The organism is Edaphobacter sp. FHG110511_03, from assembly GCF_059115365.1.
The window spans coordinates 42,148-68,869 of sequence record NZ_JBZYWL010000005.1 but is presented as its reverse complement, the minus strand read 5'-3'; the positions used below and the strand labels follow the sequence as shown (position 1 = coordinate 68,869).

General features: G+C 54.6%; 17 protein-coding genes and 1 tRNA gene. 13 read left to right on the top strand and 5 right to left on the bottom strand.

The genetic code is table 11. The annotated features are described in order from the left end of the window. Positions 1–179: 179 nt before the first annotated feature. From AC5S26_RS20035 to AC5S26_RS20005, 7 genes are all read left to right on the top strand, one after another. A complete protein-coding gene (locus AC5S26_RS20035; protein ID WP_494186712.1) occupies positions 180–1,694 on the top strand; it encodes a GH39 family glycosyl hydrolase in 1,515 nt (504 codons plus the stop codon). 292 nt (positions 1,695–1,986) lie between these two features. After that, positions 1,987–5,307, top strand: a complete 3,321-nt coding sequence (locus AC5S26_RS20030) for a TonB-dependent receptor (RefSeq protein WP_494186711.1) — start codon at positions 1,987–1,989, stop codon at positions 5,305–5,307. A gap of 419 nt (positions 5,308–5,726) precedes the next feature. Further along, positions 5,727–9,008, top strand: a complete 3,282-nt coding sequence (locus AC5S26_RS20025) for a glycosyl hydrolase (RefSeq protein ID WP_494186710.1) — start codon at positions 5,727–5,729, stop codon at positions 9,006–9,008. Between the two features lie 168 nt (positions 9,009–9,176). Then, on the top strand, positions 9,177–10,781 hold the full coding sequence (gene aceB / locus AC5S26_RS20020; RefSeq protein WP_494186709.1) for a malate synthase A: 1,605 nt from the start codon (positions 9,177–9,179) through the stop codon (positions 10,779–10,781). A 35-nt stretch (positions 10,782–10,816) separates the two neighbouring features. Next, positions 10,817–12,280 carry an FAD-linked oxidase C-terminal domain-containing protein gene (locus AC5S26_RS20015; RefSeq protein ID WP_494186708.1) on the top strand — a complete coding sequence of 488 codons (1,464 nt, stop codon included), beginning with the start codon at positions 10,817–10,819 and terminating at the stop codon, positions 12,278–12,280. Next, on the top strand, positions 12,280–13,509 hold the full coding sequence (locus AC5S26_RS20010) for an FAD-binding oxidoreductase (protein WP_494186707.1): 1,230 nt from the start codon (positions 12,280–12,282) through the stop codon (positions 13,507–13,509). Before AC5S26_RS20015 ends, AC5S26_RS20010 begins: the two co-directional genes overlap by 1 nt. Positions 13,510–13,515: 6 nt before the next feature. After that, positions 13,516–14,901, top strand: coding sequence for a (Fe-S)-binding protein (locus AC5S26_RS20005; protein ID WP_494186706.1), 1,386 nt, complete (start codon positions 13,516–13,518; stop codon positions 14,899–14,901). A 43-nt stretch (positions 14,902–14,944) separates the two neighbouring features. Here the strand turns inward: AC5S26_RS20005 and AC5S26_RS20000 are convergent, their stop codons facing one another. Further along, positions 14,945–16,159: an MFS transporter gene (locus AC5S26_RS20000; RefSeq protein ID WP_494186705.1), complete on the bottom strand. Its 1,215-nt coding sequence runs from the start codon at positions 16,157–16,159 to the stop codon at positions 14,945–14,947. A 602-nt stretch (positions 16,160–16,761) separates the two neighbouring features. On the opposite strand from AC5S26_RS20000, the gene AC5S26_RS19995 reads away from it, so the two are divergent. The 6 genes from AC5S26_RS19995 (at position 16,762) to AC5S26_RS19970 (ending at position 21,563) form a co-directional block, all read left to right on the top strand. Beyond that, entirely contained in the window at positions 16,762–17,412 is a 651-nt protein-coding gene (locus AC5S26_RS19995; protein ID WP_494186704.1) for a TetR/AcrR family transcriptional regulator, read from the top strand. Positions 17,413–17,415: 3 nt separating this feature from the next. Next, positions 17,416–18,537, top strand: coding sequence for an ABC transporter permease (locus tag AC5S26_RS19990; protein ID WP_494186703.1), 1,122 nt, complete (start codon positions 17,416–17,418; stop codon positions 18,535–18,537). Next, the gene (locus AC5S26_RS19985; protein WP_494186702.1) at positions 18,530–19,279 is read left to right on the top strand and encodes an ABC transporter ATP-binding protein; all 750 of its coding nucleotides are present in this window, start codon (positions 18,530–18,532) and stop codon (positions 19,277–19,279) included. The genes AC5S26_RS19990 and AC5S26_RS19985 overlap by 8 nt, the downstream gene beginning before the upstream one ends. After that, positions 19,276–20,340 (top strand): HlyD family secretion protein, encoded by a 1,065-nt coding sequence (locus AC5S26_RS19980; protein WP_494186701.1) that lies wholly within the window; start codon positions 19,276–19,278, stop codon positions 20,338–20,340. The genes AC5S26_RS19985 and AC5S26_RS19980 overlap by 4 nt, the downstream gene beginning before the upstream one ends. 79 nt (positions 20,341–20,419) lie before the next feature. Continuing rightward, positions 20,420–21,076, top strand: a complete 657-nt coding sequence (locus AC5S26_RS19975) for an alpha/beta hydrolase family protein (protein ID WP_494186700.1) — start codon at positions 20,420–20,422, stop codon at positions 21,074–21,076. Between the two features lie 410 nt (positions 21,077–21,486). Next, positions 21,487–21,563: transfer RNA gene (locus tag AC5S26_RS19970), tRNA-Asp, on the top strand. A gap of 115 nt (positions 21,564–21,678) precedes the next feature. On the opposite strand, the gene AC5S26_RS19965 is transcribed toward AC5S26_RS19970, so the two are convergent. The 4 genes from AC5S26_RS19965 to AC5S26_RS19950 all read right to left on the bottom strand — a co-directional run bounded on the left by AC5S26_RS19965 (position 21,679) and on the right by AC5S26_RS19950 (position 26,565). Continuing rightward, positions 21,679–21,897, bottom strand: coding sequence for a tyrosine-type recombinase/integrase (locus AC5S26_RS19965; protein WP_494187163.1), 219 nt, complete (start codon positions 21,895–21,897; stop codon positions 21,679–21,681). A 305-nt stretch (positions 21,898–22,202) separates the two neighbouring features. After that, a complete protein-coding gene (locus tag AC5S26_RS19960; RefSeq protein ID WP_494186699.1) occupies positions 22,203–24,065 on the bottom strand; it encodes an APC family permease in 1,863 nt (620 codons plus the stop codon). Between the two features lie 359 nt (positions 24,066–24,424). Beyond that, positions 24,425–25,120, bottom strand: coding sequence for a response regulator transcription factor (locus tag AC5S26_RS19955; RefSeq protein WP_494186698.1), 696 nt, complete (start codon positions 25,118–25,120; stop codon positions 24,425–24,427). A 2-nt stretch (positions 25,121–25,122) separates the two neighbouring features. Next, the gene (locus AC5S26_RS19950; RefSeq protein ID WP_494186697.1) at positions 25,123–26,565 is read right to left on the bottom strand and encodes a sensor histidine kinase; all 1,443 of its coding nucleotides are present in this window, start codon (positions 26,563–26,565) and stop codon (positions 25,123–25,125) included. Positions 26,566–26,722 lie beyond the last annotated feature (157 nt).

Below are 26,722 nucleotides of genomic sequence, written 5' to 3'. Positions count from 1 at the left end.
AATTCCGTCGAGGTGTAAGGGACGTCTCTTTGGGAAGACTTTGCCGAAAGTCATGAACACTCCTCGGTTAGCAGTCCACGATGTGGAACGTCGCTGCCATGAATAAAGTTTGTTGTCACCCTTCGCGTCGACTCTCTAGTCTCCGGCACGTACTCCACTTGAAATGCAAGGGAGCTGTAATGAAGAACTGGTATTCCATCTTTCTGCTGGCGGCGCTTGGATGCGCCCCTCCTCCCCAAGCTACTTCGCCGACTCAGAAACCTGCCAAACCAGATCTGAAGATTGACTGGACGAAGACCGTAGTCGATTCCAGGTCTACACCCACGCTGCAGGTCGTGGTGAACCCACAGCTGCTTCGCGGAGCAAAGATGCATGATGGAAGCTTTGCTGCATTGAAGATGCTGGGTGCGGATTACGTGCGTTACGTTCCATGGTTGCCGTATCCCAAGCAGGCTGTTGCAGAGCTGGAGGCGCCTACCAAAGACAAGACCTCCTGGGATTTCAAGTACATCGATCCGACCCTGGAAGATTTCATGAAGGCGACCGAAGGCCACTCCGTCATCATGAACTTCAGCACGATGCCAGCATGGCTCTTCAAGACGGACAAGCCGGTAACTTATCCGGACGATCCCAACCAGGTTTACTGGGACTACACGCAAGGAACAGAGCTGAAAGACCCCTCCGGAAAAGAAGCCGCGGAGTACTATGCCCGCCTGTTGAGCTGGTATGAAAAGGGCGGATTTACTGACGAGAACGGTAAGCGGCACGAGTCTGGACACCACTACAAGTTTGCGTATTGGGAGGTGCTGAACGAGATCGACTTCGAGCACCACTGGACGCCTGAGGCCTACACCAAGTTCTACGACGCGGTCGCCACGGCGATGCGCAAGGTAGACCCGGACATCAAGTTCGTAGCGATTGCCTCGGCCGCGCCTCGCACCCATGGCCCGATGTACGAATACTTCCTGAACCCGAAGAATCACGCGGCTGGAGTTCCGCTCGATTTTATCTCTTATCACTTCTACGCTTCACCGCCGGAGTCTGAGCCTTTTGAGGCGATGCAGTATACGTTTTTCGATCAGGCGGATGGTTTTCTTGCGCAGACACGCTATATCGAACAGATCAAGCATCGTCTATCGCCTAATACGAAGACGGACCTCGATGAGCTCGGTGTCATTCTTCCGGAGGACGGCAAGAGCAATACCATTCCGGGGTATAAGGCGAAGCCGGAGCCGACTCTCTACTGGAATCTTGCCGGAGCCATGTATGCGTACATTTATATCGAGGCGGCAAAGATGTCGGTCGATGTTGTAGGGGAGTCGCAACTCGTAGGCTATCCCACGCAATTTCCCAGCGTCAGCATGATGAACTACAACACCGCTAAGCCGAACCCCCGCTTCTGGGTGTTGAAGCTGCTGAAGGATAACTTCGGTCCAGGCGATCGCATGATCGAGACGACAGAACACAACAAGGACATTGCTGTGCAGGCCTTCGATACCAGCAAGGGAAAGAAGTTGCTGGTGATCAACAAGCGTTCGACACCGCAAGAGGTCAATCTTCCTGCCGATACTGTCGGGACGTCGGTATCCTTTGTTGCACCCTCCACCGGGGATGGTCCAGTCGGCACAAAACAGATGCAGGGAACCACACTGAAACTCGAACCATTTGAAGTTGCTGTCGTTGGCATCAGGTAAGTGAGGGCTTGTAGGTAGAAGGCAGGTCGGATGGCGTGCTGCTCCATGCTCCTCTCAGGGCATGGCATGGACAGCACGCCTCAGGCTAATGCGGTTTTTGTGATGTGCGAAGAAGAACAAAGCGTAGGGAATAAGAATTTTCCTTGACAGTCTCAGTACAGCATGGGTAGCATTCGTCGCTGAAATGAGACGTCTCAAAATCTCTCTCGTCTAGCACTCTGCAACGTGACACTCAGGCAGTTCAGGATTACACCCGACCACGAAAAGTCGGGTGACTTTGGAGGCTTCACCGATGAATATCTCACCGATCTGGAATCAAGACATGGACCCCGGCCCCTCCGTTTGTGACCGGAAACTAACAGTACAGACGGACGCGAGCCGCAGATTGTTTCGTCTCGCACGTCTGATGTCGTTTGCACTTTCGATAGCAGCAGTCCCTGTCATCACATTGAACCTGGGCTCGCTTCCGGCATACGGTCAGGCAAGCTCCAGCTCCGACGCAGTGGGCAAGGTTACTGACTCGACCGGCGCTACTGTTGCCGGCGCAACTGTGCATCTGACAAACAATGCCACGGGTGCTGAACGTACAACGACAACCAACGACAATGGTGACTGGTCCATTCCAAACCTTCCGCCTGCAAGCTATCGTCTGAGGGTTGAGAAGGAAGGTTTCAAAACCAGCACGATCCCCTCGCTGGGCGTCGAGATCGGCAAGACCGCAAATGGCTCCGTCACGCTGAGCGTCGGCGAAAGGACTGAGACTGTGGAAGTGAGCACGTTGCCTCCGCAGCTGCAGACGACGGAGGCGACAGTCGGCCAGGTTATCGATCAGAAGCAGATCACAGATCTTCCGCTCAATGGCCGTAACGTTCTGCAGCTGGCAACGCTTGCTCCAGGCGTTTCGCCGCCACAGCAGGGGCAGACCGGAAATCCCAATCGCACAGGAAACCGCAACCTATACATCACCGTAGACGGCGGTCGCGGCTCCTCGACGAACTATGTACTGGATGGCACCTACATTCGTTCCGTACGTTTCAATAACATGTCGATCCAGCCGAACGTGGACACGATCCAGGAGTTCAACCTGCTGCGCAACTCCTTCTCCACCGAGTATGGCCAGGGGCAGGCGATCGTTTCCATGGTCACGAAGTCTGGATCGAACCAGATTCACGGCAGCGCCTATGAGTTCGCCCGCAACAGCGTCTTCGATGCCCGCAACTACTTCGCAAGAACAGGAGCAAAGCCGGACTTCACCCGGCATCAGTATGGCGGCACACTAGGATTCCCCATTGTCAAGGACAAGTTGTTCGTCTTCGGCGGATACGAAGGCCTGCGGACAAATCGTTCCACACCGCAATTTGCCAATTTTCCAACCGCTGCTCAGCTTGGAACCCCGGCGTCGACGAACCTAGTTGCACGGATTATCAATCCTACGGTTCCGACTCCAAATATCGATCCTAAGCTCAATAATGGAAATAATTACGTCAACTATCAGACAACTACAGACAACTACGATCAGTACACCATCCGCGCGGACCAGACCTTGTCTCCACGCAATCAGTTATTCGAGCGGTATGTAGACTTCAATTCCGGAGAGTTCATCCCTGCGGTGCAGGGCGGAATCAGCAATAAGCTCATCGGCCGTAATGCTGTTATTGGACACACATTCCTCATCACGCCCAACATCGTGAACGAAGCTCGCTTCGGCTATAACCTCTACTACAACTTTGAGAACGGTGTACCGCTCAACCCTGGTGTCAACTATGCATCGCAGGAAGGTTTGAAGTTCGTCGCCGGCCTCAGCAACCCAACCCAGTATGGCCGTTCCAATATGGCGATTCAAGGTTTTAGCACATTCGGTGACGGCGGGCAGGTCACGGTTCAAGGCGGTAACGAAAATATCCTGAGCTTTGGCGATTCGCTGAGCATCGTGCACGGCAGAAACACCTTCAAGATGGGATTCCAGTATCAGAATCGTCGTGTGAATCTTCTTGCCGACAACAACGTCACGGGTAATTTTTCCTTTGCTGACTGCAGCGCAACCGCGTGCGCTGCTGGGCAAAAGATGAATCTAGCAACGGGTAAATTCTATACGGCCCTGGAAAACTATCAGCGTGGCTATTGCACCTCCAGCTGCAACGGAAACTTCGGAACGACGCTTGGTCACTATCGCGACAACACCTACGGAGCTTTCATCAGCGACGTATGGCAGCTGGGGCACGGTTTGACGGTCAATGCCGGTCTGCGTTGGGAGTACAACTCTCCCTTCGTAGAGCAGAACGGCTTGGAAGGCACCCTCGACCCAACCATCGGTAAGATCAAGTACAGCAAGATTCCTGCGTTCATTCCCACCGCCTTCCTACCGTATGTCGTCACAGATTCCACGTACCAGCCGGGCATCCTTCAGCCGAGAAGAAAGGGCTTTGGTCCTCGGCTTGGCGTAGCTTATGAAGCGCATCCGGGAACTGTCTTCCGCGTCGGCGGTGGAATTTTCTTCGACAATATCAATACCAACGAACTGCAGTTCACCCGCTACGCGGCGCCGCTCTACTATCAGCAGTCTCTCAGCAATATCTTCCTGCAGGATGCGTTTCCCGATCCTACGCTCGGATCCGCAGGCCTGCCTGCGCCCTTCTCCATCAATCCGAATAACTCCATGCCTTACACCTACGAGTGGACGGCAAGCGTGCAGCAGGATCTTGGTCACGGCCTCATCATGGAGATTGCATACACCGCAAGTGCGACCCGTAAGCTCTGGAAGCGTTATGACCAGAACATGGATACCCTGTTTCCGGGTTATACCTCCACTGGAGGCAGCAATCCGACCAACGCAGGCGTCCGGCCCTATCCTCAATTCCAGCACGGCATTCTTACCAGCCGCAATGCCGCGACAGCGAACTTCAATGGCCTCTCCATCAAGGTCGAGAAGCGTGCCCAGAATGGTCTCTACTTCCTTACCAGCTATCAATGGTCCAAGAACCTGGACAACAACTCGGGCGAGGTAGAGGCAAACGATACCTCTTACTCCACTGACTTCGGCTTCGACTACTCATATTCCCGTTTCGACGTGCCCCACCGCGCGGTTATAAGCGGCGGATACGAGCTTCCGTTCGGAAAAGGCCATGCAATGCTGCAGAGCGGAATCGGCAATATCCTGGCGGGTGGATGGTCACTTCAGCCAGCCGTACAACTCCGCAGCGGATATCCGTTCTCACCGTCTCGGTCCGGGGCGACGTTCGGAACCTACACCCCAGGTCGGGTCAACCTTGCTCCTGGTCGGAACGTTGCGAGCGCTGTCGTACGCAATCCTACTCCCACCCACTGGTTTGACGCATCGGCCTTTGCGGATCCGGGCCCAACCCTGCAGGGCAACGTAACTCGCAACGTACTTCGTGGTCCGGGCACAGCACAGGTGGATTTTTCGGCAATCAAGAGCTTCCGGGTCTTCGAGCGGATCAATACGCAGTTCCGCGCCGAGGCTTACAACATCATCAACCATCCTATCTTTGGACAACCGGCGTCGAATATATCGACTCTCAGCACCGTTGGCCAGATCTCGACGACCTCAGGCGACAACCGTAGTATTCAGCTCGCAGTCAAAGTGATGTTCTAACAAGACGTAATTAGCCTCCAGCCTGACGGACTTCTCATGTCCGTCAGGTTTTTTCTTTCCAGTTGCGTATCTCGTTGAAGAACTGCAGACAGCAGGCTGCTTGTTGATCATCCGAAGCTATCCATTCCGTAACGTGAAATATAGCCTCCATGGATGTTTCCAATGCGTTCTGATCTACTACCCTTTCCGGATTCTGCTCCGGGCATTTCTGCTGCAAAAAAAAGGAAAACAGGCTTTCATCAGAACGGTTGCGCTAACGATTTCATTTCGCGATATGAAATGAGTTTGCCGTAGTAATTTCCTTTGCCTGGACACTTGGAGAATCACTAGGATTTCCGCGAATCCCCGGTCGTTCGTAGGTCCTTGCCCGTAAAAGTGCCGTTATCCAATAGCAATCTTCTTTGTGGGGTCGTTGAATCGTGAAGAAATCCTGTGTAAGACTCTCCGTTCTTGGGTTGTTAGCCGCAACGCTGCCAGGTCTCGCGCAGGATGCTTTATTCGAGGGCTTCAGAAGTCCTCCGAACTCGGCTCGGCCACGCGTGTACTGGTATTGGCAAAACGGAAATATCTCGAAAGAGGGTATTACCAAGGATCTGGAGTGGATGCATCGAGCGGGCGTGGGTGGAGTTGAGACCTTCGACGTAGCGGTTGAAACTCCCACCGTGGTGACGCCGCGTTTGATTTATATGCAACCAGAGTGGAAGGACGCTTTTCACCACGCGCTACAACTCACGGACAAGCTGGGGATGGAGGTTACGATTGGGGCGGCGCCGGGTTGGAGCCAGACGGGTGGCCCATGGGTAAAACCTTCGGACGCCATGAAGAAGCTGGTGTGGACGGAGACAAGGGTGCATGGCGGTCGGGCCTTCCGGGGCATGCTGCCGAAGCCGCCGGAGATAAACGGTCCTTTTGCTGATCAGCCGCATTCTGTCCGCCCTGATCGTCCCATACCCGCGATGCCGACGCTCTACAAGGATCAACTGGTGATTGCCTTTCGCCAGCCCGCTGCGGACAAAGACCTCAACAAGGCACACCCCACGGTGACATCAAGCGGCGGTGGTGCCTTCACCTACGCTGAGCTTACGAGCGGAGACTATACAAAGACATTCAGTCTGCCTTCCATGCCAGGAGAGGCATCGTGGGTGCAGATTGCATTCGATTCACCGCAAACCGTGCGCGGCGTTACGATCGCTTCGCCAGAGACGATGCGGGCTGCGGAGGACCCCGTCGGCGCCGAGGTTCTGCAATCGAGCAATGACGGCGTGCACTTTACGCATGTTCTCGATCTGCCGAAGTCGCTGGTGTATCAGCGGACCTATGCGTTTGCTCCAGTCACCGCCAGATTCTTCAGATACCGTCAGATCGCGGCCGGCAAACAGCCGTTGCAGATCTCGCGTTTTGTGCTTCATACAGCCACCCCGGTCAACTCCTTCGAAGAGAAGGATGGTTTCGCAGCCGTCCAAAATTTTTATGATATCGACACTGTCCATGCGGACGAGGCGAGCGTTGTACAAAAGGCAGGAGTGATTGACCTGACGGAAAAGATGAAGCCAGATGGAACGCTGGATTGGGCGCCGCCCCCGGGCGAGTGGATTGTGACGCGCATGGGTTATTCGCTCACCGGGCAAACAAATGCACCAGCGCCTCTCGAAGCGACAGGATTTGAGGTCGACAAGTTGAAGAAAGGCGCCACGAAGACCTTCATGGAAGACTACCTGAAGCTCTACGAGAATGCTTCCGGCGGAATGATGGGTAAGCATGGTGTGAACAATGTCGCGACGGATAGCTGGGAGGCAGGGTTCGCGAACTGGACGGACGGCATTCTGGATGAGTTCAAGCGCCTGCGAGGATACGATCCGCGGCCGTGGCTGCCTGCGCTTACCGGTCGTATTGTGCAGTCGAGCGAGGCGACAGATAAGTTTTTGTGGGACTTCCGTCGTACGATCTCCGATCTGGTTATCACAACCAACTTCGATCAGGTTCGAGGCAGCCTGCACGAACGAGGCCTGGGATACGTGACCGAAGCAATGGCGGCGCGACGTGCCACCATCGGGGATGCCATGGAGATGAAGGCTCGCGCCGATGTTCCCATGGGCGAGCTTTGGCTCTACACTCCAGAGCGCTTTGACAGAAATTACTTTGCAGATATCCGCGATACCGCTTCTGTCGCGAATATTTATGGTAAGAAGATCGCTTCCGCGGAATCAATTACCTCCACCGGCAACCCGTGGGGCTATGGGCCCTGGGATATTAAATATGTTGCCGATCAGGAATTTCTGGACGGCATCAATCAGTTCACCTTGCACGTCTCCGTGCATCAGCCGAACGACAACGCTCCGGGGTTGGCGTTGGGCATCTATGGTCAATGGTTCAACCGGCTTGATACGTGGGCAGAGCAGGCGCGAGCATGGACGGACTATCTTGCGCGCAGCAGCTACATGTTGCAACAAGGGCGCGCCGTGGTGGATGTAGCCTACTTCTACGGACAGGAGGGATCTTCAACCACAATCAACGGATCGCATGCGCCGGAGATTCCGTCGGGTTTCAACTATGACTTCGTCAACAGTGAAGCACTGTTGAATGAGTTTTCCGTGCGCGGCGGCAAGCTCGTGACGAAGTCAGGCATGAAGTACCAGGTGCTCTATCTCGGTGGCACCAGCAATCGGATGACCCTGCCTGTATTGAAGAAGCTGAGTACGTTAGCGAGGGAAGGCGCGGTGATCATCGGGCTGCCGCCGGAGAACTCCCCGACGTTGTCGGACAACCTCGTTGAATGGAAGGCTGTTGTGCGGGAGCTCTGGCCAGATAAGGCTTTTGTGCACAAATCCGGGGTGGGCAAGATCTATCGCGCAACCAATCTCAGCCAGGTCTTCGGAGCGGAGAACATGCGGCCTGATTTCTCCTATGTAAAGAACTTCGAAGACGCAGACGTCAGGTTTTATCATCGCAATGCAAATGGGACAGATATTTACTTTGTTAACAATCGGACGAACGAAGCCGCGACGATCGATGCAGATTTTCGTGTGACTGGTAAAGCTGCTGAAATCTGGATGGCGGATCGAGGCGTCATGAAACCAGCCTCCTTCAGGATTCATGACGGTGTGACCTCCGTGCCGTTGAAGCTTTATCCGCACGATGCACTCTTCGTGGTCTTCCGCGAGCCTGCGCCGACCACAACGCGAGTCTTGCCGGATCCCATCCATACCACCGTAGCGAACGTGAAAGGGCCCTGGGAGGTGGAATTCCAGGCTGGACGTGGAGCTCCGAAGTCCGCGAAGTTCGAAGAATTGTCAGACTGGAGCGATAGTTCCAATACCGGAATCAAATACTTTTCCGGAACGGCAACTTACCTGAATACGATCGAGATTCCGCAGGCTGCACTCAGCAAGGGGTCGAGGATTGAGCTCGATCTTGGCAAGGTACACGAGCTTGCAGAGGTTGCCGTGAACGGAAAAACGGAGGGAATCGCATGGAAACCTCCCTACCGGGTCGATATCACCGATGCTGTGCATGCTGGAAAGAACCAGCTCTCGATTAAGGTAGTCAACCTCTGGCCGAATCGCTTGATCGGCGATATGCAGAAAGGAGCCAAGAAATATGCGTTCGCTCCGAATAGCACCTATACCGAAGGCTCTCCGCTACTTCCATCGGGATTGATCGGCCCCGTCGTCCTTGACAAGGTGACTGAAGATATCCCGTAGCCAGCGGCTTATGGCCCTGCTAGAGGGGGAAGTGGACAGTGCCTTGTACGCTTCCATATATTTGGAGCTCCACCCGGTTCAGTTTGAGCCGGGAGCACAATCGCTCACGCGCAAACGATCGGCAGAACCTGTGAATTTCGATTGTGTCTATATATAAGGAGTCGAGCCGTGTCTGACCTGGTATCTGGTGTTCGCATTAACGCGCCTGTTTCGTCTGTTTATGCCGAAATTCTTTCTCCGGCAGCACTTGAATTCCTGGCTGGCCTGCAGCGCACGTTTGGGGGCCGCCGCAAGGAATTACTGGCAGCGCGTATAGCCCGCCAGGTTCGTCTGGATGCGGGAGAAAAACCGGATTTCCTCCCGGAGACGAATCACATTCGAGAAGGGAATTGGCGTTGCGCGGCGATCCCCGCAGACATTCAGGATCGTCGGGTTGAGATTACGGGGCCTGTCGATCGCAAGATGATCATTAATGCGCTCAACTCTGGCGCCCGCGTGTTCATGGCGGATTTTGAGGACTCCTCCACTCCTCTCTGGAACAATCTTCTGGATGGACAGGTAAACCTGCGCGACGCTATCCGTCGTACGATCTCTTTTGAAGACCAGAAGAGCGGAAAAAGCTATAAGCTCAACGACAAAACTGCCGTCCTTTTCATCCGTCCCAGAGGATGGCACATGCTGGAGCAGCATATCCTGATTGATGGCGAGCCCCTGTCCGCCTCCCTCTTCGACTTCGGCCTTTATTTTTTTCACAATGCGAAGGAGCTGCTTGCGCGCGGCAGCGGTCCTTATTTCTATCTTCCTAAAATGGAGTCGCATCTGGAGGCTCGTCTCTGGAACGAGATCTTTGTGCATGCGCAAAATCAACTTGGTTTGCCGCAAGGAACCATTCGGGCTACCTGTCTGATCGAAACGATCCTGGCGACGTTCGAGATGGATGAGTTCCTCTATGAGCTTCGCGACCATTCTGCGGGACTCAATTGCGGCCGGTGGGACTATATCTTCTCCTTCATCAAAAAGCTGGCTGCGGATCGTTCCATTGTCCTTCCGGACCGTTCCCAGGTCACGATGACCACACACTTCATGCATAGCTATTCAAAGCTGTGTATCAAGACCTGTCACAACCGCGAGATTCATGCCATGGGGGGAATGTCGGCCTTTATTCCCATCAAGTCGGATCCGGTCGCGAACGAGAAGGCTCTTGCTCAAGTCCGGGCTGACAAGGAACGGGAGGCCAGAGATGGTCATGACGGCACATGGGTAGCGCACCCTGGTTTGGTACCGATTGCTCTCGAAGTGTTCGATCGGGTGATGCCGCAGCCAAACCAGATAGAAAAGAAGCTTACAGATTACACCGTAACGGCTGCCGATCTTCTTGAGGTTCCTGCTGGAACCATCACAGAAGCTGGGCTGAGACAAAATATCGCCGTCGGTTTGGGATATGTTGAGGCCTGGTTGCGTGGCATCGGCTGCGTGCCCCTCTTCAATCTCATGGAGGATGCGGCGACGGCGGAGATTAGCCGCGCACAATTGTGGCAATGGATCCATCATGAAGCCAGCCTCGACGATGGACGCAGGATCACTGTGGAGCTCTGCGACCAGCTTATCGACGAAGAACTGGCCAAGGTGAGACCGACTTCCGATGCAGATCGCTATGCGGCCTACGAAAATGCAGCTTCGCTTATGCGCGATCTGATTCGAAGCGATAAGTTTGTCGACTTCCTCACTCTTCCGGCGTACGACCAGATTATGAAGGAAGAGGTCTTCGCCTGATCGCGAAGTTCGATTCGGGGCGCGCGATGAGCAACATGCAGCAATCACTCACACCTGCGATTCTTTCTGAACTGCGCCACATCGTTGGAGAGCGGGGCCTCATCACGGCTCGGAATCAGTTGCAGACGTATGAATGCGATGGCCTCACGGCCTTTCGCATCCCTCCTTCCGCAGTTCTCCTTCCTGAGTCCACGGAGCAGGTGCAGAGTATTCTGCGGCTTTGCCATCGTGAACGCATTCCCTTTGTAGCGCGCGGAGCCGGAACGGGGTTGTCCGGTGGAGCTCTTCCTGCCGAAGGCTCGATCGTGATTGCGCTCTCTCGAATGAACCGGATTCTGAACATCGATCTGCCGAACCAACAGGTCACAGTGCAGCCCGGTGTCATCAATGCAAATGTGACCGCTGCCGTTGCTCCTCAGGGATACTTCTATGCCCCCGACCCAAGCTCCCAGACCGTGTGTTCTATCGGGGGGAACATTGCGGAGAACGCCGGCGGAGCCCACTGCCTGAAGTATGGCTTTACTGTCACCCATGTATTGGAGATGACGGTTGTGCTTCCCAGTGGAGACATCGTTATCCTCGGCGGCAAGACGCCGGATACGTCCGGTTATGACCTTGCCGGAGTCTTTATAGGAAGTGAAGGGACTTTGGGCGTTGCCACGGAGATGACACTTCGGATCATGCGACGGCCCGAGACAATTCAAGTTATTTTGGCGGCCTTCGATGCTATCTCCTCTGCCGCACAGTCTGTCTCGGATGTCATTGCGAGCGGCCAGCTTCCTGCAGCTATGGAGATTATGGATCGGCTCTCGATTGAGGCGGCCGAAATTTCTGTTCACCCGAATTATCCCGTTTGCGAAGCCCTCCTTCTTATCGAACTCGATGGCCCGGAGGCAGAGGTCAACCTCCAGATGGCCTCTGTGATCGAGATCTGCAAGAGGAATGGCGCATGGGAGACCCGGCTTGCAATTGACGAGAGTGCCCGCCTTCTCGTGTGGAAGGGACGTAAGGCAGCCTTTGCCGCTGCCGGCCGGCTTTCGCCGAACTACATCGTTCAGGATGGCGTGATCCCGCGGACGTCGCTGCCCATGGTCCTGGAGAAGTTGAATGCAATGGCGGCGGAAGAGCGGCTAAGAGTCACGAATGTGTTTCATGCCGGTGACGGAAATCTACACCCCATCATTCTTTACAATCGCGAAAATCCCGGCGAAGAAGAGCGGGCAATCGATCTGTCCCTTCGCATCCTTGATGTATGCGTCGAAGCAGGCGGATCGATCACAGGCGAACACGGAGTAGGTCGTGAAAAGCAATGCAGCATGAGCTATATGTTCTCCGATCCTGATTTGGAGACGATGCAGCGCGTGCGCCGCGCCTTCGACACGCTTAATCTTGCCAATCCGGATAAGCTCTTTCCTACACCGCGTCTGTGTGGAGAACGCACCCGGGGCGCTTATGCTCCTCATCCGCTGGAATCCAGCGGTATCGCGGAGATCTTCTAATGGCCTCCTCTTCTACAATATCGATCCACGAAGTTGCGGACCATCTCGCCGGTATTGCGGGCTTCGATCACGTTCGCGTCGAAGACAATGTCATCACCGTCTCACCCTCAGACACGCAGCAGATTTCGGCTGTTCTTGCTTTTGCGGGAAAGAATCGGCTGACGATATGTCCGCTTGGCGGCAGCACCAAACTCCATTGGGGAGGAAGAGTTGTTCCTGATATCTATATCTCCCTTGCACGCCTCAATCGGGTCGTCGAGCATCCCTGGCAGGATCTGACCTGTACTGTGCAGGCAGGCTGCACATGGTCAAAGCTGCAGCAGTCTCTGGCCACGCATGGTCAATTCGTTGCTTTAGATCCGCTCTTTCAAAGCCGCGCCACTGTCGGCGGCATTCTGTCCACGAACGACTCAGGCGTCTTGCGCCAACGATATGGAAGTCTTCGCGATCTGGTCATAGGCATGACTCTGGTCCTCCCTGATGGCACAATTGCCCGCACCGGAGGCAAAGTCGTGAAGAATGTCGCAGGCTACGACCTCTCGAAACTCCTCACGGGCAGTCTCGGTACTCTGGCAATCATCACCGAGGCAAACTTTCGCTTACACTCGCTTCCGCGACATGAGCGAAGCTTCACCGTCCTTGCGCAACGTGCTTTCCCCCTGGAATCGCTCCTTGCCGCGATTCGTGCCAGCCATTTACTCGTGCAGTCTCTTCAACTACGCGCTCTCGGCAAGCAGTTCTCTTTAGACGTAAAGCTCAATGCTCATCCCGAAGCCCACCAGGAAGACATCCTCCTGCAAATGGTGCGGCAGGACGGTCTTCTCCTCGAAGACGCTCCCGAGGAGATCTGGAGTGCCCGCGAAACCCTGTTCAGTTCCGGCTCGACAATTCTTCGCATCTCTACTTTGCCGACACAGCTCTGCGCGTACGCGGATTATCTCCAGACCCGGCATTCGGAGGTAGAGATCACATCCGTCTCCCAGGCAATCGGCTTACATTCCATCGCTCTGCGTGGCTCGCCAGAAGAGATTGCATCTGTCATTCAGAAATTGCGAGCGGATGTAGAGTATCCGGCAGTCACGGTTGCCGTTCTGAACCCTGGTTCCGGAATAGATGTTCCAGCATTCCATATCTCGCCCGCAACACTTTCTTTGATGAAGGCGGTAAAGGATCAGTTCGATCCGGATAACATTCTTAGCCCGGGAAAATATTTTGCGGGGAAACAGTAGAGAGACATGGCTCATCTCACCCAGATTACGGATCATCCTGCGCCGAAACAAAGCAGCTTCGATGCACATCACCCGCCATCGAAAGATTTGCTTTCCGACTGTGTCCACTGTGGATTCTGTCTTCCTGCCTGTCCCACCTACGTACTGTGGGGCGAGGAGATGGACTCTCCTCGCGGGCGCATCTATATGATGGCCAAGGCCAGCCAGGGCGAAGCGCCACTTGATGCGCAATTCGGCAGACACATGGATAACTGCCTGGGATGTATGGCCTGTATGACCGCCTGTCCTTCGGGGGTGCAGTACAACAAGCTCATCGAAGATACGCGTTTTCAGGTGGAGAGAAATCTCTCGCGTTCATCCAGTGATTCCATCTTTCGCAAACTTCTATTCGCAACTTTCCCCCATCCTCGTCGCCTTCGCGCTCTGGCGATTCCGATGCTTATCTATCAGCGCAGCGGCTTGCAAAGGCTTGTGCGCGCGACCGGCATCCTGAAATTTTCTCCTAAACGTCTTGCAGCCATGGAGTCCCTGCTTCCCACTGTTCCCAAAAATCTTCTTCGCCGTCTACCCCATATAACACCCGCAACTGCGCCATCCAATGCGGCAACGAAAGCTCACAGCACCCGAGTAGGCATGCTCACCGGCTGCGTGCAGCAGGTTTTTTTCCAGCACGTCAATGAAGCCACCTTGCGGGTACTCGCTGCCGAAGGCTACGAAGTTGTCATCCCTCAACAGCAGTCCTGTTGCGGAGCCTTGATGGTTCACTGTGGCGCTGAAGAGGATGCCCGCTCGCTGGCTCGCAAAACGATCGCAATGTTCGAAGCGGCGAATGTCGACTACATCGTCATCAATGCTGCCGGTTGCGGTTCCACTATGAAGGAATACGGACATCTCCTTCGCGAAGATGCCGTGTGGTCCGAGCGCGCGAAGATCTTCTCCTCCAGATGTCGAGACATCTCCGAAGTTCTCCTCTCCCATCCGCCTCAACAGCCGCGCAACCCTCTTGCCCTGCGTGTGGCTTACCAGGACGCCTGCCATCTTCGCCATGCCCAAGGCATTCACGCAGAGCCGCGTTCGCTGCTTCACGGAATTCCTCAGCTCGATATCGCAGAAATTGCTGAGCCGAATCTCTGTTGCGGTTCAGCGGGAGTTTATAACCTTCTGCATCCCGAACCTGCAAACGAGCTGGGTGATCGCAAGGTTCAAAACCTGCTGGCGGCAAAGGCCCAGGCCCTGGTGAGTGCAAATCCGGGCTGCCTCTTGCAGCTTCAATCCGGCCTGCGTCGTCGAGGTCTCGCCGTGGTACCAACCTTTCACATGATCGAATTGATCGATGCCAGCATTCGCGGTCTCTCCCCGCAGGAGTTTTTAGAGCACCGCACCCAAAGCTGAAGTAGTTGAATCGTGAAAAGAGCTTGCCTTGGAGTGGGAGCTTTCATGTTGTGCTTTTGATTGTGCGGTGACTTTTCACGAGTGCGATCAAGCCCGCGTTCAAAATTGTAAGCCCAGCCAGAAGGTACAAGCCTGCGTGTTGTGAGCCAAAATACTCATCGGCCCAGACCTTCAAGTTAGGTGCAAGAAATCCGCCCAGATTGCCCATTCCTATTACGGCGATCCCGCCAGCCGCTGCGCGGTCGGCCAGATATTTTGTTGGAAACATCCAGAAAAGAGGTTGCACGGCGATAAAGCCAGATACCGCAAGCGAAAGCGCGACAAGTCCCATGCGCGGTCCGGAGGTAGGAAATGCAAAACTGGCGCAACCCGAAATCACCAGAATCAGTGATGCCAGTTGACGATGCTTGTGGAACTTATCGGCAACGCGCGGCAGGAAATAGACAGCAGTCAGAGTGCAGATCCATGGGATGGACGACACCAGGCCGACTTCCATCCCCACAGGCTTATGCAGAAGGACCGATATCTCGGCAGGGAGATAGAAAACTGCTCCATAGGTACTGATCTGAATGAGGGCATAGATCAACAGGAAGTGCATGACTCGAAGGTCGCGGAACATGGGGAGAAGCTTTGCGGGCCCAACGGAGCGCCGCTCCTCCTCTTCAAGTGCCAATGCATTCGCCAGCGCTTGCTTCTCCTCGTCCGGTAGCCATGTGGCATTCGACGGCCTGTTATCCAGATACCAGAATGCGAATACCCCGAGAACGACTGCAATCAAACCTTCCACAAGAAACATCCACTGCCAGCTTTGAAGTCCGAGCAGCGGGCGTATCTCAAGCAGCAGGCCCGAGAGCGGACCGCCCAGAATGAGCGCAAGCGGAACACCCAGGTAGAACACTCCAAGAACCCGGCCCCGAATGCTGTTGGGAAACCAATAGGTCAGGTAGAGAATTGCGCCTGGAAAAAAACCTGCTTCCAACACGCCGAGCAGCAGCCGCAAGAAGTAAAACGAGGTGGCGCCGCTCACGAACATGTTGGCCATCGACACCACACCCCAGCCCACCATGAGTAACGCAAGCCATTTTTTCGCGCCCACCTTATGAAGGATCAGGTTGCTGGGAAATCCGCATAACGAATAGCTGATGAAAAATAGACCTGCACCTAACGCGTAGACACTTTCGGAGATGCCTACCGATCTCTCCAATGCCTGTTTTGCAAAACCGATATTCGAGCGGTCGAGAAATGAGACGACGTACATGAGCATCAGGAAGGGTGTTAACCGTCTGACAGTTCGTGAGATCGCGCGATTTAAAGCCGGATCATATGTACTGAGAACTACGGGCGAGAAATTCAATACCGGTCTCATCCCTTCTTGTGACTGATTATTTTAGAAATCTGCGACCTGATGCACGTTTTCACCAGTGTGGTTGCGATCTTATATTGACCAGCTTTATGGGGGCTAAACCCTTAGTTAGTTGCGAGAAATGACGGAATCCAATATGGCCCCTCCGGTATGCTTCGCTTGTTTTTTTGCCGTCCTGCTGAACAAGAAATTTTCAGCAAACAAGATACTTTCATAATCGTGCGCAGTTTGTCCGGTGAATCGAGAGGGAACATTCCAGTTTGCGAAATCCGGGCAATCTATCGGCAGAAGCAAGCTTGCATCATCGGAGTGCCGTCCAACGCCAGTACCAATTTGATGGAAATGCATCGGAATCAGAAAGCATTCCTTGCCTCTAATGAGGTGTGAGAGTACTATTCAAACAATTGTTTTAAACGATTGTTTAATTAAAAGATTTTATGAGTGCCACGAAACGGACAGAAAAGTCGGCGCAAGTGGGTCGCTGCAGCAGGAATGAAATGACCGAGCGAGATGATGCCCGGTCGCGGCTGATCGAGGCCGCCATTGAGCTCTTTGCGGATAAAGGCTATGAGGGGACAAGCGTGCGCGATCTGGCCACGGCGGCGGGTGCGAACGTAGCGGCGGTGAGCTATCACTTTGGAAGCAAGGACGCGCTCTATACCGAGACCTTGCGGGCGTGTTTGGCTCCTTGTACCGAGATGCGCGAGCGGATGCAGGCGCATCTCGATGTGGCGAGACGGAAGAAAGGCCGCAAAGCCGCTGAGAATGCTCTGCGCGAGTGCATCCGAGATTTTCTGGCGATACTGATGTCGCCCGCAGCCAGACATAGTCATCTCGTTATGCGGGAGCAGTCAGAAGGAAAGGCTCGGTTCGAGCCGGTGATACGGGAGTTCTTTCAACCTGTCGGAACCATCCTTCGCGAGGTGATTTTGATGTTGGCCCCGGAGCTTCCGCAGTTAACCGTGTTCATGACGATCTCGGGGATCATTGGACAGTGCCTACACATGTATAAGGCGCGCGCGTCGTACCGTGTGCTTGCAGGGGTGGATTCGCATAGTTCGGAGTACATCGAAATTGCGTCAAGGCATATCGCGCATTTGACGGCGCTTGGACTGCTCGGGCTGGAGCGTGAGAAAGGAGCGAGCTAGCATGTGGCGGATTGCGATCAAGATGCTGATGGGAGACCGCAGCAAATATTTCACCTTGGTGAGCAGCCTAGTTGTCGTCTCGTTTCTTTTCCTACAGCAGGGGTCGATCTTCTGCGGATTGATTCTGCGTACGGCGAGGCCTGTCGAGGTAGTTGGTGCGCCGATCTGGGTAGCGATCCGCAATTGCGCAGCGTGGACGAGAACAAGCCGCTGCTCGATACCGATCTGCAACGGGTGCGCAGCGTTCCCGGCGTGAAGTGGGCGGTGCCGTTGCTGCTGCAACTCGTCTCGGCGCACCTGCCGGATGGGAACTTTCAGACGGTGCGCCTCTACGGCCTCGATAACGATACCTTCTTTGGCCGTCCGAGGATGATCTCAGGCAATGGACGATTGCTGACTCAGGATCAGGCGGTGATTATCGGCCGGGCAGAGTCGGAGAAACTCAACAACCCCAAGCCGGGTCAAGTCTTCGAGATGAACGACAACCAGGCGCGTGTGGTGGGAATTGCCGATGTGCCGCGCGATTTCTTTTCCTATCCGTTCGTCTATGCCTCCTATGATCGTGCGCTCCAGTATGCGCCGCAACAGCGCAAGCAGTTGAACTATGTGCTGGCCGCCCCGGCAGATGGATTGCCAGTAGGCGAGGTGACGCGAGGCATTCATGAAGCGACAGGCCTGGCAGCCTATTCCGAGGAGGAATTTCGGTGGCTCACGATGGGCTATTACCTGAAGAACACCGGCATTCCAGTCAGTATCGGGATCTCGCTCCTGATGGTCTTTCTGGTGGGCATGTCGATCGTGGGGCAGACTTTCTATCAGTTCGCATTGCAAAACGAACGCTACTTTGGGGCGCTGAAGGCGATGGGCACCAGTTCCATGACGCTGACGAAGATGATTCTGCTGCAGGCACTCTTAGTAGGACTGGTAGGTTACGGGGTGGGCGCGGGGCTGGGCGGAATTTTTGGGCTGATTGCGGGCGGCCAGGACAGCAAGATTGCGTTTGCCACCCCATGGCCGATGGTCGTAATCAGCTTTGTGGCTGTCATTGCGATTTGTTTGTTGTCGGCGCTGATCAGTATTCGCAAAGTAGTCAAGCTTGAACCAGCGGTGGTGTTCCGTGGCTAATGGATGCGATACAGAGAACGGTACGCATGCAGCCTGCCTACAGCAGGTAACGAGGTCATTCGGCACGGGTACGACAGAAGTGCGTGCACTGAAAGAAGTCGATTTCAATGTGCATACGGGCGAACTACTGCTCCTGGTGGGTCCGTCAGGCTGCGGCAAGACAACGCTGCTTAGCGTGTTAGCTGGAATTCTGGATGCGACTTCGGGTGAAATCGACGTCTTTGGGACGCGTATCGATCAACTGAGCCAGCAGGAAAAGACTGCCTTTCGGCGCGACAACATAGGCTTTATCTTCCAGCAGTACAACCTGCTGCCTACTCTGACAGCGGCGGAGAACGTAGCGATACCGTTGCTGATTCACCGCGTGGATTTTGATGAAGCCGTGACGAAGGCGCGGGTGTATCTCGAAAAAGTGGGACTGGCGGATCGCGCAGATTTTCTGCCATCGCAACTGTCGGGTGGACAGCAGCAGCGTGTGGCGATTGCGCGTGCTCTGATTACCGAGCCGCGACTGATTGTGTGCGACGAACCGACGGCGGCGCTCGACGGCGAGACGGGAAAGATGATTCTTGAGATGTTTCGTTCAACAGCGCTGACAGGAGACCGGGCCATTGTAGTGGTGACGCACGACAGTCGCATCTTTCCATACGGGGACCGCATCGCGGAGATGCTGGACGGGCGGATTCTCTCGATTCACGAAAACGAATTTACACCCGCTCATAGTGAGGAGAAAATCCAATGACAAAGCGGCTAAGTATTATCGTTCCGCTGCTAGGGGTTATTTTGATTGCCGTGTGGGTAACGGCTTCGGCGCGACGCGTGCCGCATGAGAAGCCCCTGGCTGCGCCACCCACGGCTCCCTATGAGAACTCGATTGCTGCAACAGGAATCGTTGAGGCGTCAGACCGCAACTACAATCTCGCGCCTCCGGTATCGGGACAATTGAGCACTCTGTATGTGAAGGAGAACGACATCGTCCATCGTGACGACAAACTCTACACGATCGATGACCGCGAGCAGCGCACTATTGTCGAGCAGGCGGAGGCAAATGTGGTGAAGGCACGTGCGACGGTGCAGACCGCTCAAGCCAATATCCTGACACAGCAGGCTAACATGAACAGCGCTATGGCCGCCGTGGATACAGCAAAGGCTACGTATGACGACGCGGCCCAGATTGCTGCGCGCAATGAAGGTCTGCATCAGGACGGGGTTATCTCTGATCAGGCAAACATCACCAGCGCGAAGACGCGTGATGCCGATCGGGCTCGGTGGCAGCAGACCGCTGCTCAGTTGAAGCAGGCTGAAGCACAATTACATAATGCGGAGGCTGCACTCTCGGAAGAGCAGGCGAACCTGCAGACGATGATCGCCACGCGCAACCAGCAGAAGGTTTTGCTCGATAAGATGACGGTGCGCGCTCCAGCGGACGGGAAAATTCTGCAAGTGAACAATCGCGTCGGTGAGTATCTCGCAAGCACGTCCGGCACGTCACCGGTGCTGTTCGGCGACACGGACTCGCTGATGGTGCGGGTTGATGTGGATGAAATCAACGCCTCACATGTGCTTTCTGGATCGATTGCCACTGCGATGCTCAAGGGCGATTCGACGCGACAGTTCCCCATGCAATTTGTACGCATTGTGCCTTATATGGTGCCCAAACAGAACCTGACCGGCTCGAATTCCGAGCGCGTTGATGTACGTGTGCTTCAGTTAGAGTTTCGCTTTGAGCCACCGCGATTTCCCGTGTATGTGGGACAGCAGGTGGATGTGTTCATCCAAGCACAGGAGCGAGCTGCGAAGTAATCAGTCCTAAGGACTTGAAGAGTGCTCCATGAAATTGGATCAATGATTGCGGAGAGTGTGGCTGCAATAATCTATACGTATGAGCAGTCATCAAGAATTTCTGCACGCTCCACCAAATGAAGTACCCGTCCGTGGGTACTTGCATCTCCCGACTGATTCTGGCGGTGATTGTCTCGTCCTGACGCACGGCGCGGGAGCTAATTGCGATTCTCCGCTTCTCGTAGCGCTGGCGGATGCGTTCTGTGCCTCGGGAGTGGCTGTCCTCCGCTGTGATCTCCCTTTTCGCCAGATGCGAACGCATGGCCCACCACCGCGTGGCAGTGCAGAACGTGATCAGCAGGGACTCCGAGCCGCGATTGTGTCCATGCAGCGACAAGTTTCGGGCCGTATATTTCTGGGTGGTCATTCGTACGGAGGAAGGCAAGCATCGATGCTCTGTGCGGCAGAACCCGGTCTCGTAGATCGGCTCCTGTTGCTCTCGTATCCGCTCCACCCACCGCAACGACCTAGCGAGTTACGCACCGGGCATTTCCCAGATATCAAAACTCCTGCGCTTTTCGTTCACGGAACGCGCGATAAATTCGGTTCTATCGACGAGCTGGTAACGGCGTTGAAGCTTATTCCGGCGCGAACAGAACTGCTTCCGATCACCGGCTCGGGGCACGAGCTGGTGACGAAGAGGAATCGTGATGAGATGCCAAAGATGACGGTGGAGGCGTTCCGGTCATTCACTTAAGGCCTGGTTGCTTGACCCGATCTTCGCTCGACACTATGTTACTCGGTCGATACTAGGGCTCCAGAGAGGACTGCTGTTCTGGCACACTCCCTGATGAAGCGCCCCGGACGCTCAATTGGTGAAGGCGATTTGAGCCCTGACGGAAGGGGGGAATGCAGATTTCTTTCCCAAATGATGGCAGGTGTTGACAAAGCCGAGGTGCAGTAGTGTTACGCAGGGCTCACTTTTTTCTTTGTCTAAGGGGACACTGCCACCAAATCTGATAGACTTTATCTTGTCGTCACGTTGGATTGTTTGGTGTCTAAAAAGAACCGAAATGGAGTCCAAGACGGCGAAATGATAGAAACAAGCGAAAGCTGTGAAGCGCTTGATTCTATGTGACATATATCCAAGTTGTTGAAAAGCATCTTGGGGACGTAGCTCAGTTGGTTAGAGCGCTGCCCTGTCACGGCAGAGGTCGCGGGTTCGAGCCCCGTCGTCCCCGCCATCAATCTAAATATCTTAGAATGATGAGTGACCCCAAAAAGGCAGAGGTCGCGGGTTCAATATGGGTGCAATAAGCTCCCTAACCCGCATCTTGTGGGTGCCCTTTCAACTCCATTTCACCCAGATTTTGGAACCATCATCCGTACAACCTTGCTCTGTGCTGCACGTTTGTTTGACGTGACAGCCTGCGTGTAAACCTCCAGCGTGATTCTGCTGTTGGCGTGTCGCAAAAGCACCTGGACCGTCTTTGCATCCTCCCCGTTCGCTTTGAGCAGCGTGCCGAAGCTATGGCGGAAGGTTCGCTCACCCGAAGCCCTGTTCCAGCATCGAGCAATGCTAGCGTCCGTTCCCGAACGTCTAGCTTACTCAATAGAAGTTGGAGCTCCCGGAGTTCCAGAACATCCGGGATACGCTCCCGTTTCGCGCCCTGACGAACGAGCTCGATCGGGTTTCGATCAATCCACTCGTACCGCATCGCGTGTGTGAAGAGAGCGCTCATGAGATTCCGAATCTTGGCCCGTGTGCCATTTGCCCAGCTTCTCTATAGGCAGCAATTCCTCCAGCGAGGAAGCTCGTGTGTCGGTGCGCCGGTCTGAGGGAACATTGGGCCAGGAGTGAGAAGACTTTTGAGTGGCCTGACTTAGAGATACCAGGGAATATTGATGACCATGATGCGCTGATTCCCGCGTACGAGAAGAAGGAGCTTCAGCAGTTGAGCCCGTTGGTTGTGGAGCGGAGTCTCCCACCAGTGTTTGACGACGAGTTCCGGCACGAGGACGGCGATCTGACGATCAGGATGGTCGCGCTCGACTTTCAGGATGTACTCGACGAGTGGCGCTATAACGAAGCGGTAGGATGAAGACAGAAGTATCAGTTCGGGCACGACCTTTCCTGACTCGAGCAAAGGCGCCGCGACATTCTGTCGCCACATCTGTCGGACCTCGTCGCAGCAATCCTCGGCGTCAACGTGGACAGCTTGCACTTGGTCACTGATCTTCAAAGCGAAGCGCAGACCCTTTTCGGTGATGCGGGACCATCGGTCGAGCGGGACAATGACGAAAGGCTCGACGAGGTTGTCGACACGCATGGGGCAATCGACGGCGATTTGGCGTGCGACTCGGTTGTAATGGCGCTTGACGGCGCTCATCGCAATAATGAGCGCCGGAACAAGGATCGCGGTGATCCATGCGCCTTCGGCAAATTTGGCGACAAGCACAACGGCAAGTGTGATGCCGGTGGCGATGGCGCCCACAGCGTTAACGACCATGCGGCGTACCATGCCCTGACCGCCCTTGCGCTTCCAATGGACAACCATTCCCGCTTGCGAGAGTGTGAAGGCGAGGAAGGCGCCGATGGCGAAGAGCGGGATCAACCGATCGGTGACACCACCGAAGACAATCAGTAGTAGCGCGGTAAAACCTACCAACGCAACGATGCCATGAGAATACAGCAGACGACGCCCGCGAACTTTGAATACGTGTGGCAGATAGTCGCGGAGTGCAATGGCGCGGGTAAGACGTGGGAAGTCGGCGAACGACGTGTTCGCCGAAAGCGCCAGCACTGCGAGAATCGAGCCAATAGTGAGGTAGTAAAACCAACCGCGGCCCATAACGGCTGAAGTTAGTTGGGAGAGGATGCTTTGGTAGCCGGATGATCCAGGATCGGTAGCGCCAATCCCGTATGCGCGGCATAGTAAAGCAATGCCGGCAAGGAAAACCATGAGCAGACCGGTGATGATCGTGAGTGTCCGTTTGGCGTTCTTCTGTGTAGGTTCGCGGAAGGCGTTGACTCCGTTCGAGACAGCCTCGACCCCGGTCATCGCGGTGCATCCGCTGGCGAAGACCTTGGCTAGAAGCCAGAGGGAGAGCATCGATGTGCTGACTGGAAGGTGCGGAGGCTCGACGAGCGGGACAGGATGACCGCTGGCGGCGAAAGCGCGCACCGCTCCTACAAAGATCACGAGCAGGAGCGTGCCGACGAACAGGTAAGTGGGAATGAGGAAGACGGTACCGGTGTCTTTTACTCCGCGCACGTTGATAAGGGTAAGGACGAACAGGATTGAAAGGCAGAGCGCGAGCGTGTGGGGCTGGAGTGCTGGAAAAGCGGAGACCAACGCTCCAACCCCTGCGGAAATACCGACAGCTGCATTGAGGATGTAGTCGATCATCAACGCGGCGGCGGCTAGTAGCCCAGCGTTCGCGCCGAGGTTCTCAGACGCGACTGTATAGCTGCCGCCCCCATGGGGATAGGCGTCGATGGTCTGCAGATAGGAGATGAAGACGATGACGAGTAGGCCGAGGATGGCGAAGCTAATGGGAACGATATGCTGAATGCCCGCCAGGCCAAGCGGGATAAGGAGCGTGAGAGCGGCCTCAGGGCCGTAGGCAGCCGAACTTAGCGCGTCAAGGCCGAAGACGGGAATGCCAGCGATCGGACCGATGTGCTCAGCGCGCTCTTCAGAGGTTGCGAGCGGTTTACCGACAACAAGATCGAAGAACGACATGCGTACGCTTTCGGTTGGTTAGGAAGATGAGGAACTTCAATTTCTCTTGCGCGACTCTCGACACAGACTGACGAAGGCATAGACCGGAAATACGATTCCTGATAAGGCGGTGACGACAAGAACTACATCAACAAGCACGGCTCTTCCGCCGAAGAGTATTCCCTTCAATTAGAACTGATTGTGGGTAAAGATTCCGTAAGAGTGTTAGATAAAGTTCGCGTGGTTTTGCGGTCGCTCGGTCGCAAACTCTTCGGAAACCGCTGCCTTTCTTTCAGCCGTACTTGGCCCCTTCGAAGCCAGATGTCGGCCGAATATCCATACCAGTTGCATCGGGAGGAGAAGAACAGCAGTTAGATGTCTTATGCTTCGCGAAAGCGATAGCCAATATAACTTTCCGTCAATATATAGGACGGTTGTGCCGGGTTGTCTTCAATTTTTTTTCGAAGCTGGTTGATAAGGACGCGTAGATATTCGCGCTCGTTACCATATTCCGGTCCCCATATGGACATCAGTAGACGGTTGTGGGGGATAGGGCGACCTGCGTGTTCCATCAGATAACGCAACATCGCGAATTCTTTCGGAGTAAGGCGAACCTCATGCCCCATCTTCTCGACACGATGACGATCCAGGTCTAGCCGCAAAGCACCAATCACGACAGTAGAGTCGGTTAGAACTGTCGAGGTCTTCGAGCGTCGGATTGCAGAACGCAACTTAGCCGTCAGCTCTCGAATTTGAAAAGGCTTGGTCACATAGTCGTCGGCACCCGCATCGAGCGCTTCCACTTTATCGTCCTCTTCCTCCCGCACGGTGAGCATAATGACAGGGATGTGTGGGTGGCTGCGACGAATTCTGCGGCAGGTTTCGATTCCTCCCATCCCAGGCATATTGATATCAAGCAATACTGCGTCATAGTCAGCCATTCGCAGACGGGCGAGGGCTTGTTCTCCGTTGCTGGCCTCCCCAACCATGAATCCCAATGCAGTCAAAGTCTCAAACAGGCTCTGCCGGATTCCTGCATCGTCCTCAACGATGAGCGCATTCAATCGCGCCGCCACGTCTATATCTCCTTTGCTGTTCGGGGCAACGAAAGGAAGAAAGTAGTTCCCGTTGACTCGTCGCTATTTACCCACGCACGACCCTGATGCGCTTCCGTTATCCGCTTGACTACGGATAAACCGAGGACTGTCCCCGACGCCTTTCGATCTGAACCTGGGCTGCGATAGAAGCGCTTGAAGATCCTTTCTCTTTCGTGAGGCGGGATGAAGGAACCCTCATTCCTGATACTAATAAGCGTCTCGGCCGGATCTTCCTGAACGTCGATCGTGATCGAAGAATCGGATCTTCCATATTTGGCGGCATTATCCAGCAATTGGAAGAGTGCCATCTCCAGGAGCTGCCTATCAGCCCATACCATCCTATGTTGCATCCTGGCCTGAAGATGGACGATATGTGTGCCCAGGTCTTGCCCCGATGTCTCAGTGCTGTTTTGTATGAGTTGAGTGAGGTCGATTTGTTCCCGCTTCAATTTGAGGTCCGCGTTATCGATTCTCGCCGTGCGGAGCAGGCGTGTGGTTAGGTCGTTAAGATGATCGGCATGTTGATCGATCAGTGCCACGAGCCTCTTTTCAGCACCGGACAACGTATCCATTTCGAGCAGGCCGGAACTTGAACTCCTAATCGTTGTCAACGGAGTCTTAAAAGCGTGCGCGAGACCATCCAACACGGCAGAACGAAGTTGCTCGCTTTGCCGCGCAGCTTCAGCACTGCTTTCCGCAGTGAAGGAGCGTGCTCTCTCGATTGCAACAGCCGTCAACGAGGCGGTTGCATTGATCGAAGCATCATCGAGCGAATGGCCGCAGATGATCATCGAGCCGATGGCTCGCGTGCCCGAGCGCAGGACGCGTCGCGAAGTACCTGCTAGGGGGTCATCTTCGTTGCGCTCCGTAAAGTAAGTGGAACGCACTTCATCGTCTGTGACGTCACAGACGCCGCTCAGGCTCAGACGTAGGTCATAACCGTTCCATAGTGCAACCCCTTTCACCTGAAGTGTCGCCAGAATCAAGTCCGCTAGTTGCTGATCGACCGGTTTTTGGTGTTCCAGAAGAAGGACGTTCTGGCTCAGCTCATACAACTTCTGTAGTTGTGTTCGATGTATCTCGGCTTCGCGGGCGTGACGGCTGACTTGATTCGACAGACGACTAACGAGCAAGGCGACACTTTCAAAGGTGACCAGCGCTACCCAGTCATGGGAGTCCGTCATATAAAAATGGAACAACGGTTGGGTGAAAAAGTAATCGAGGCAAGCCACTGACACCAGAGATACGATGCTCGCCTCAAGAAAGCCCCACCGCAATGCAATGGCGGTTACCAGAAAGAGATGAATCGAAGTTGCAGAAGAGAGATTGAAATGAAATCGGTAGGCCAGCCAGGTGATCGACAAGGCCGCCACTATCCCAACCACGATCTTGAGCGCAACCTCGCGAAGTGCTTTTTTAGTCATTCTCTGGGTCCGATGAACAACAATCTTAGCGCTAAACCCATTAAAAACTCATAAGTAACCACTTTATGCGTACCTTACGGATTTCTCGATTCACTAAGTGAGGCCGAAAGATTTTGGCCTCACGAGGTGATTTCAATGATGTACATTCGAGGCCTTT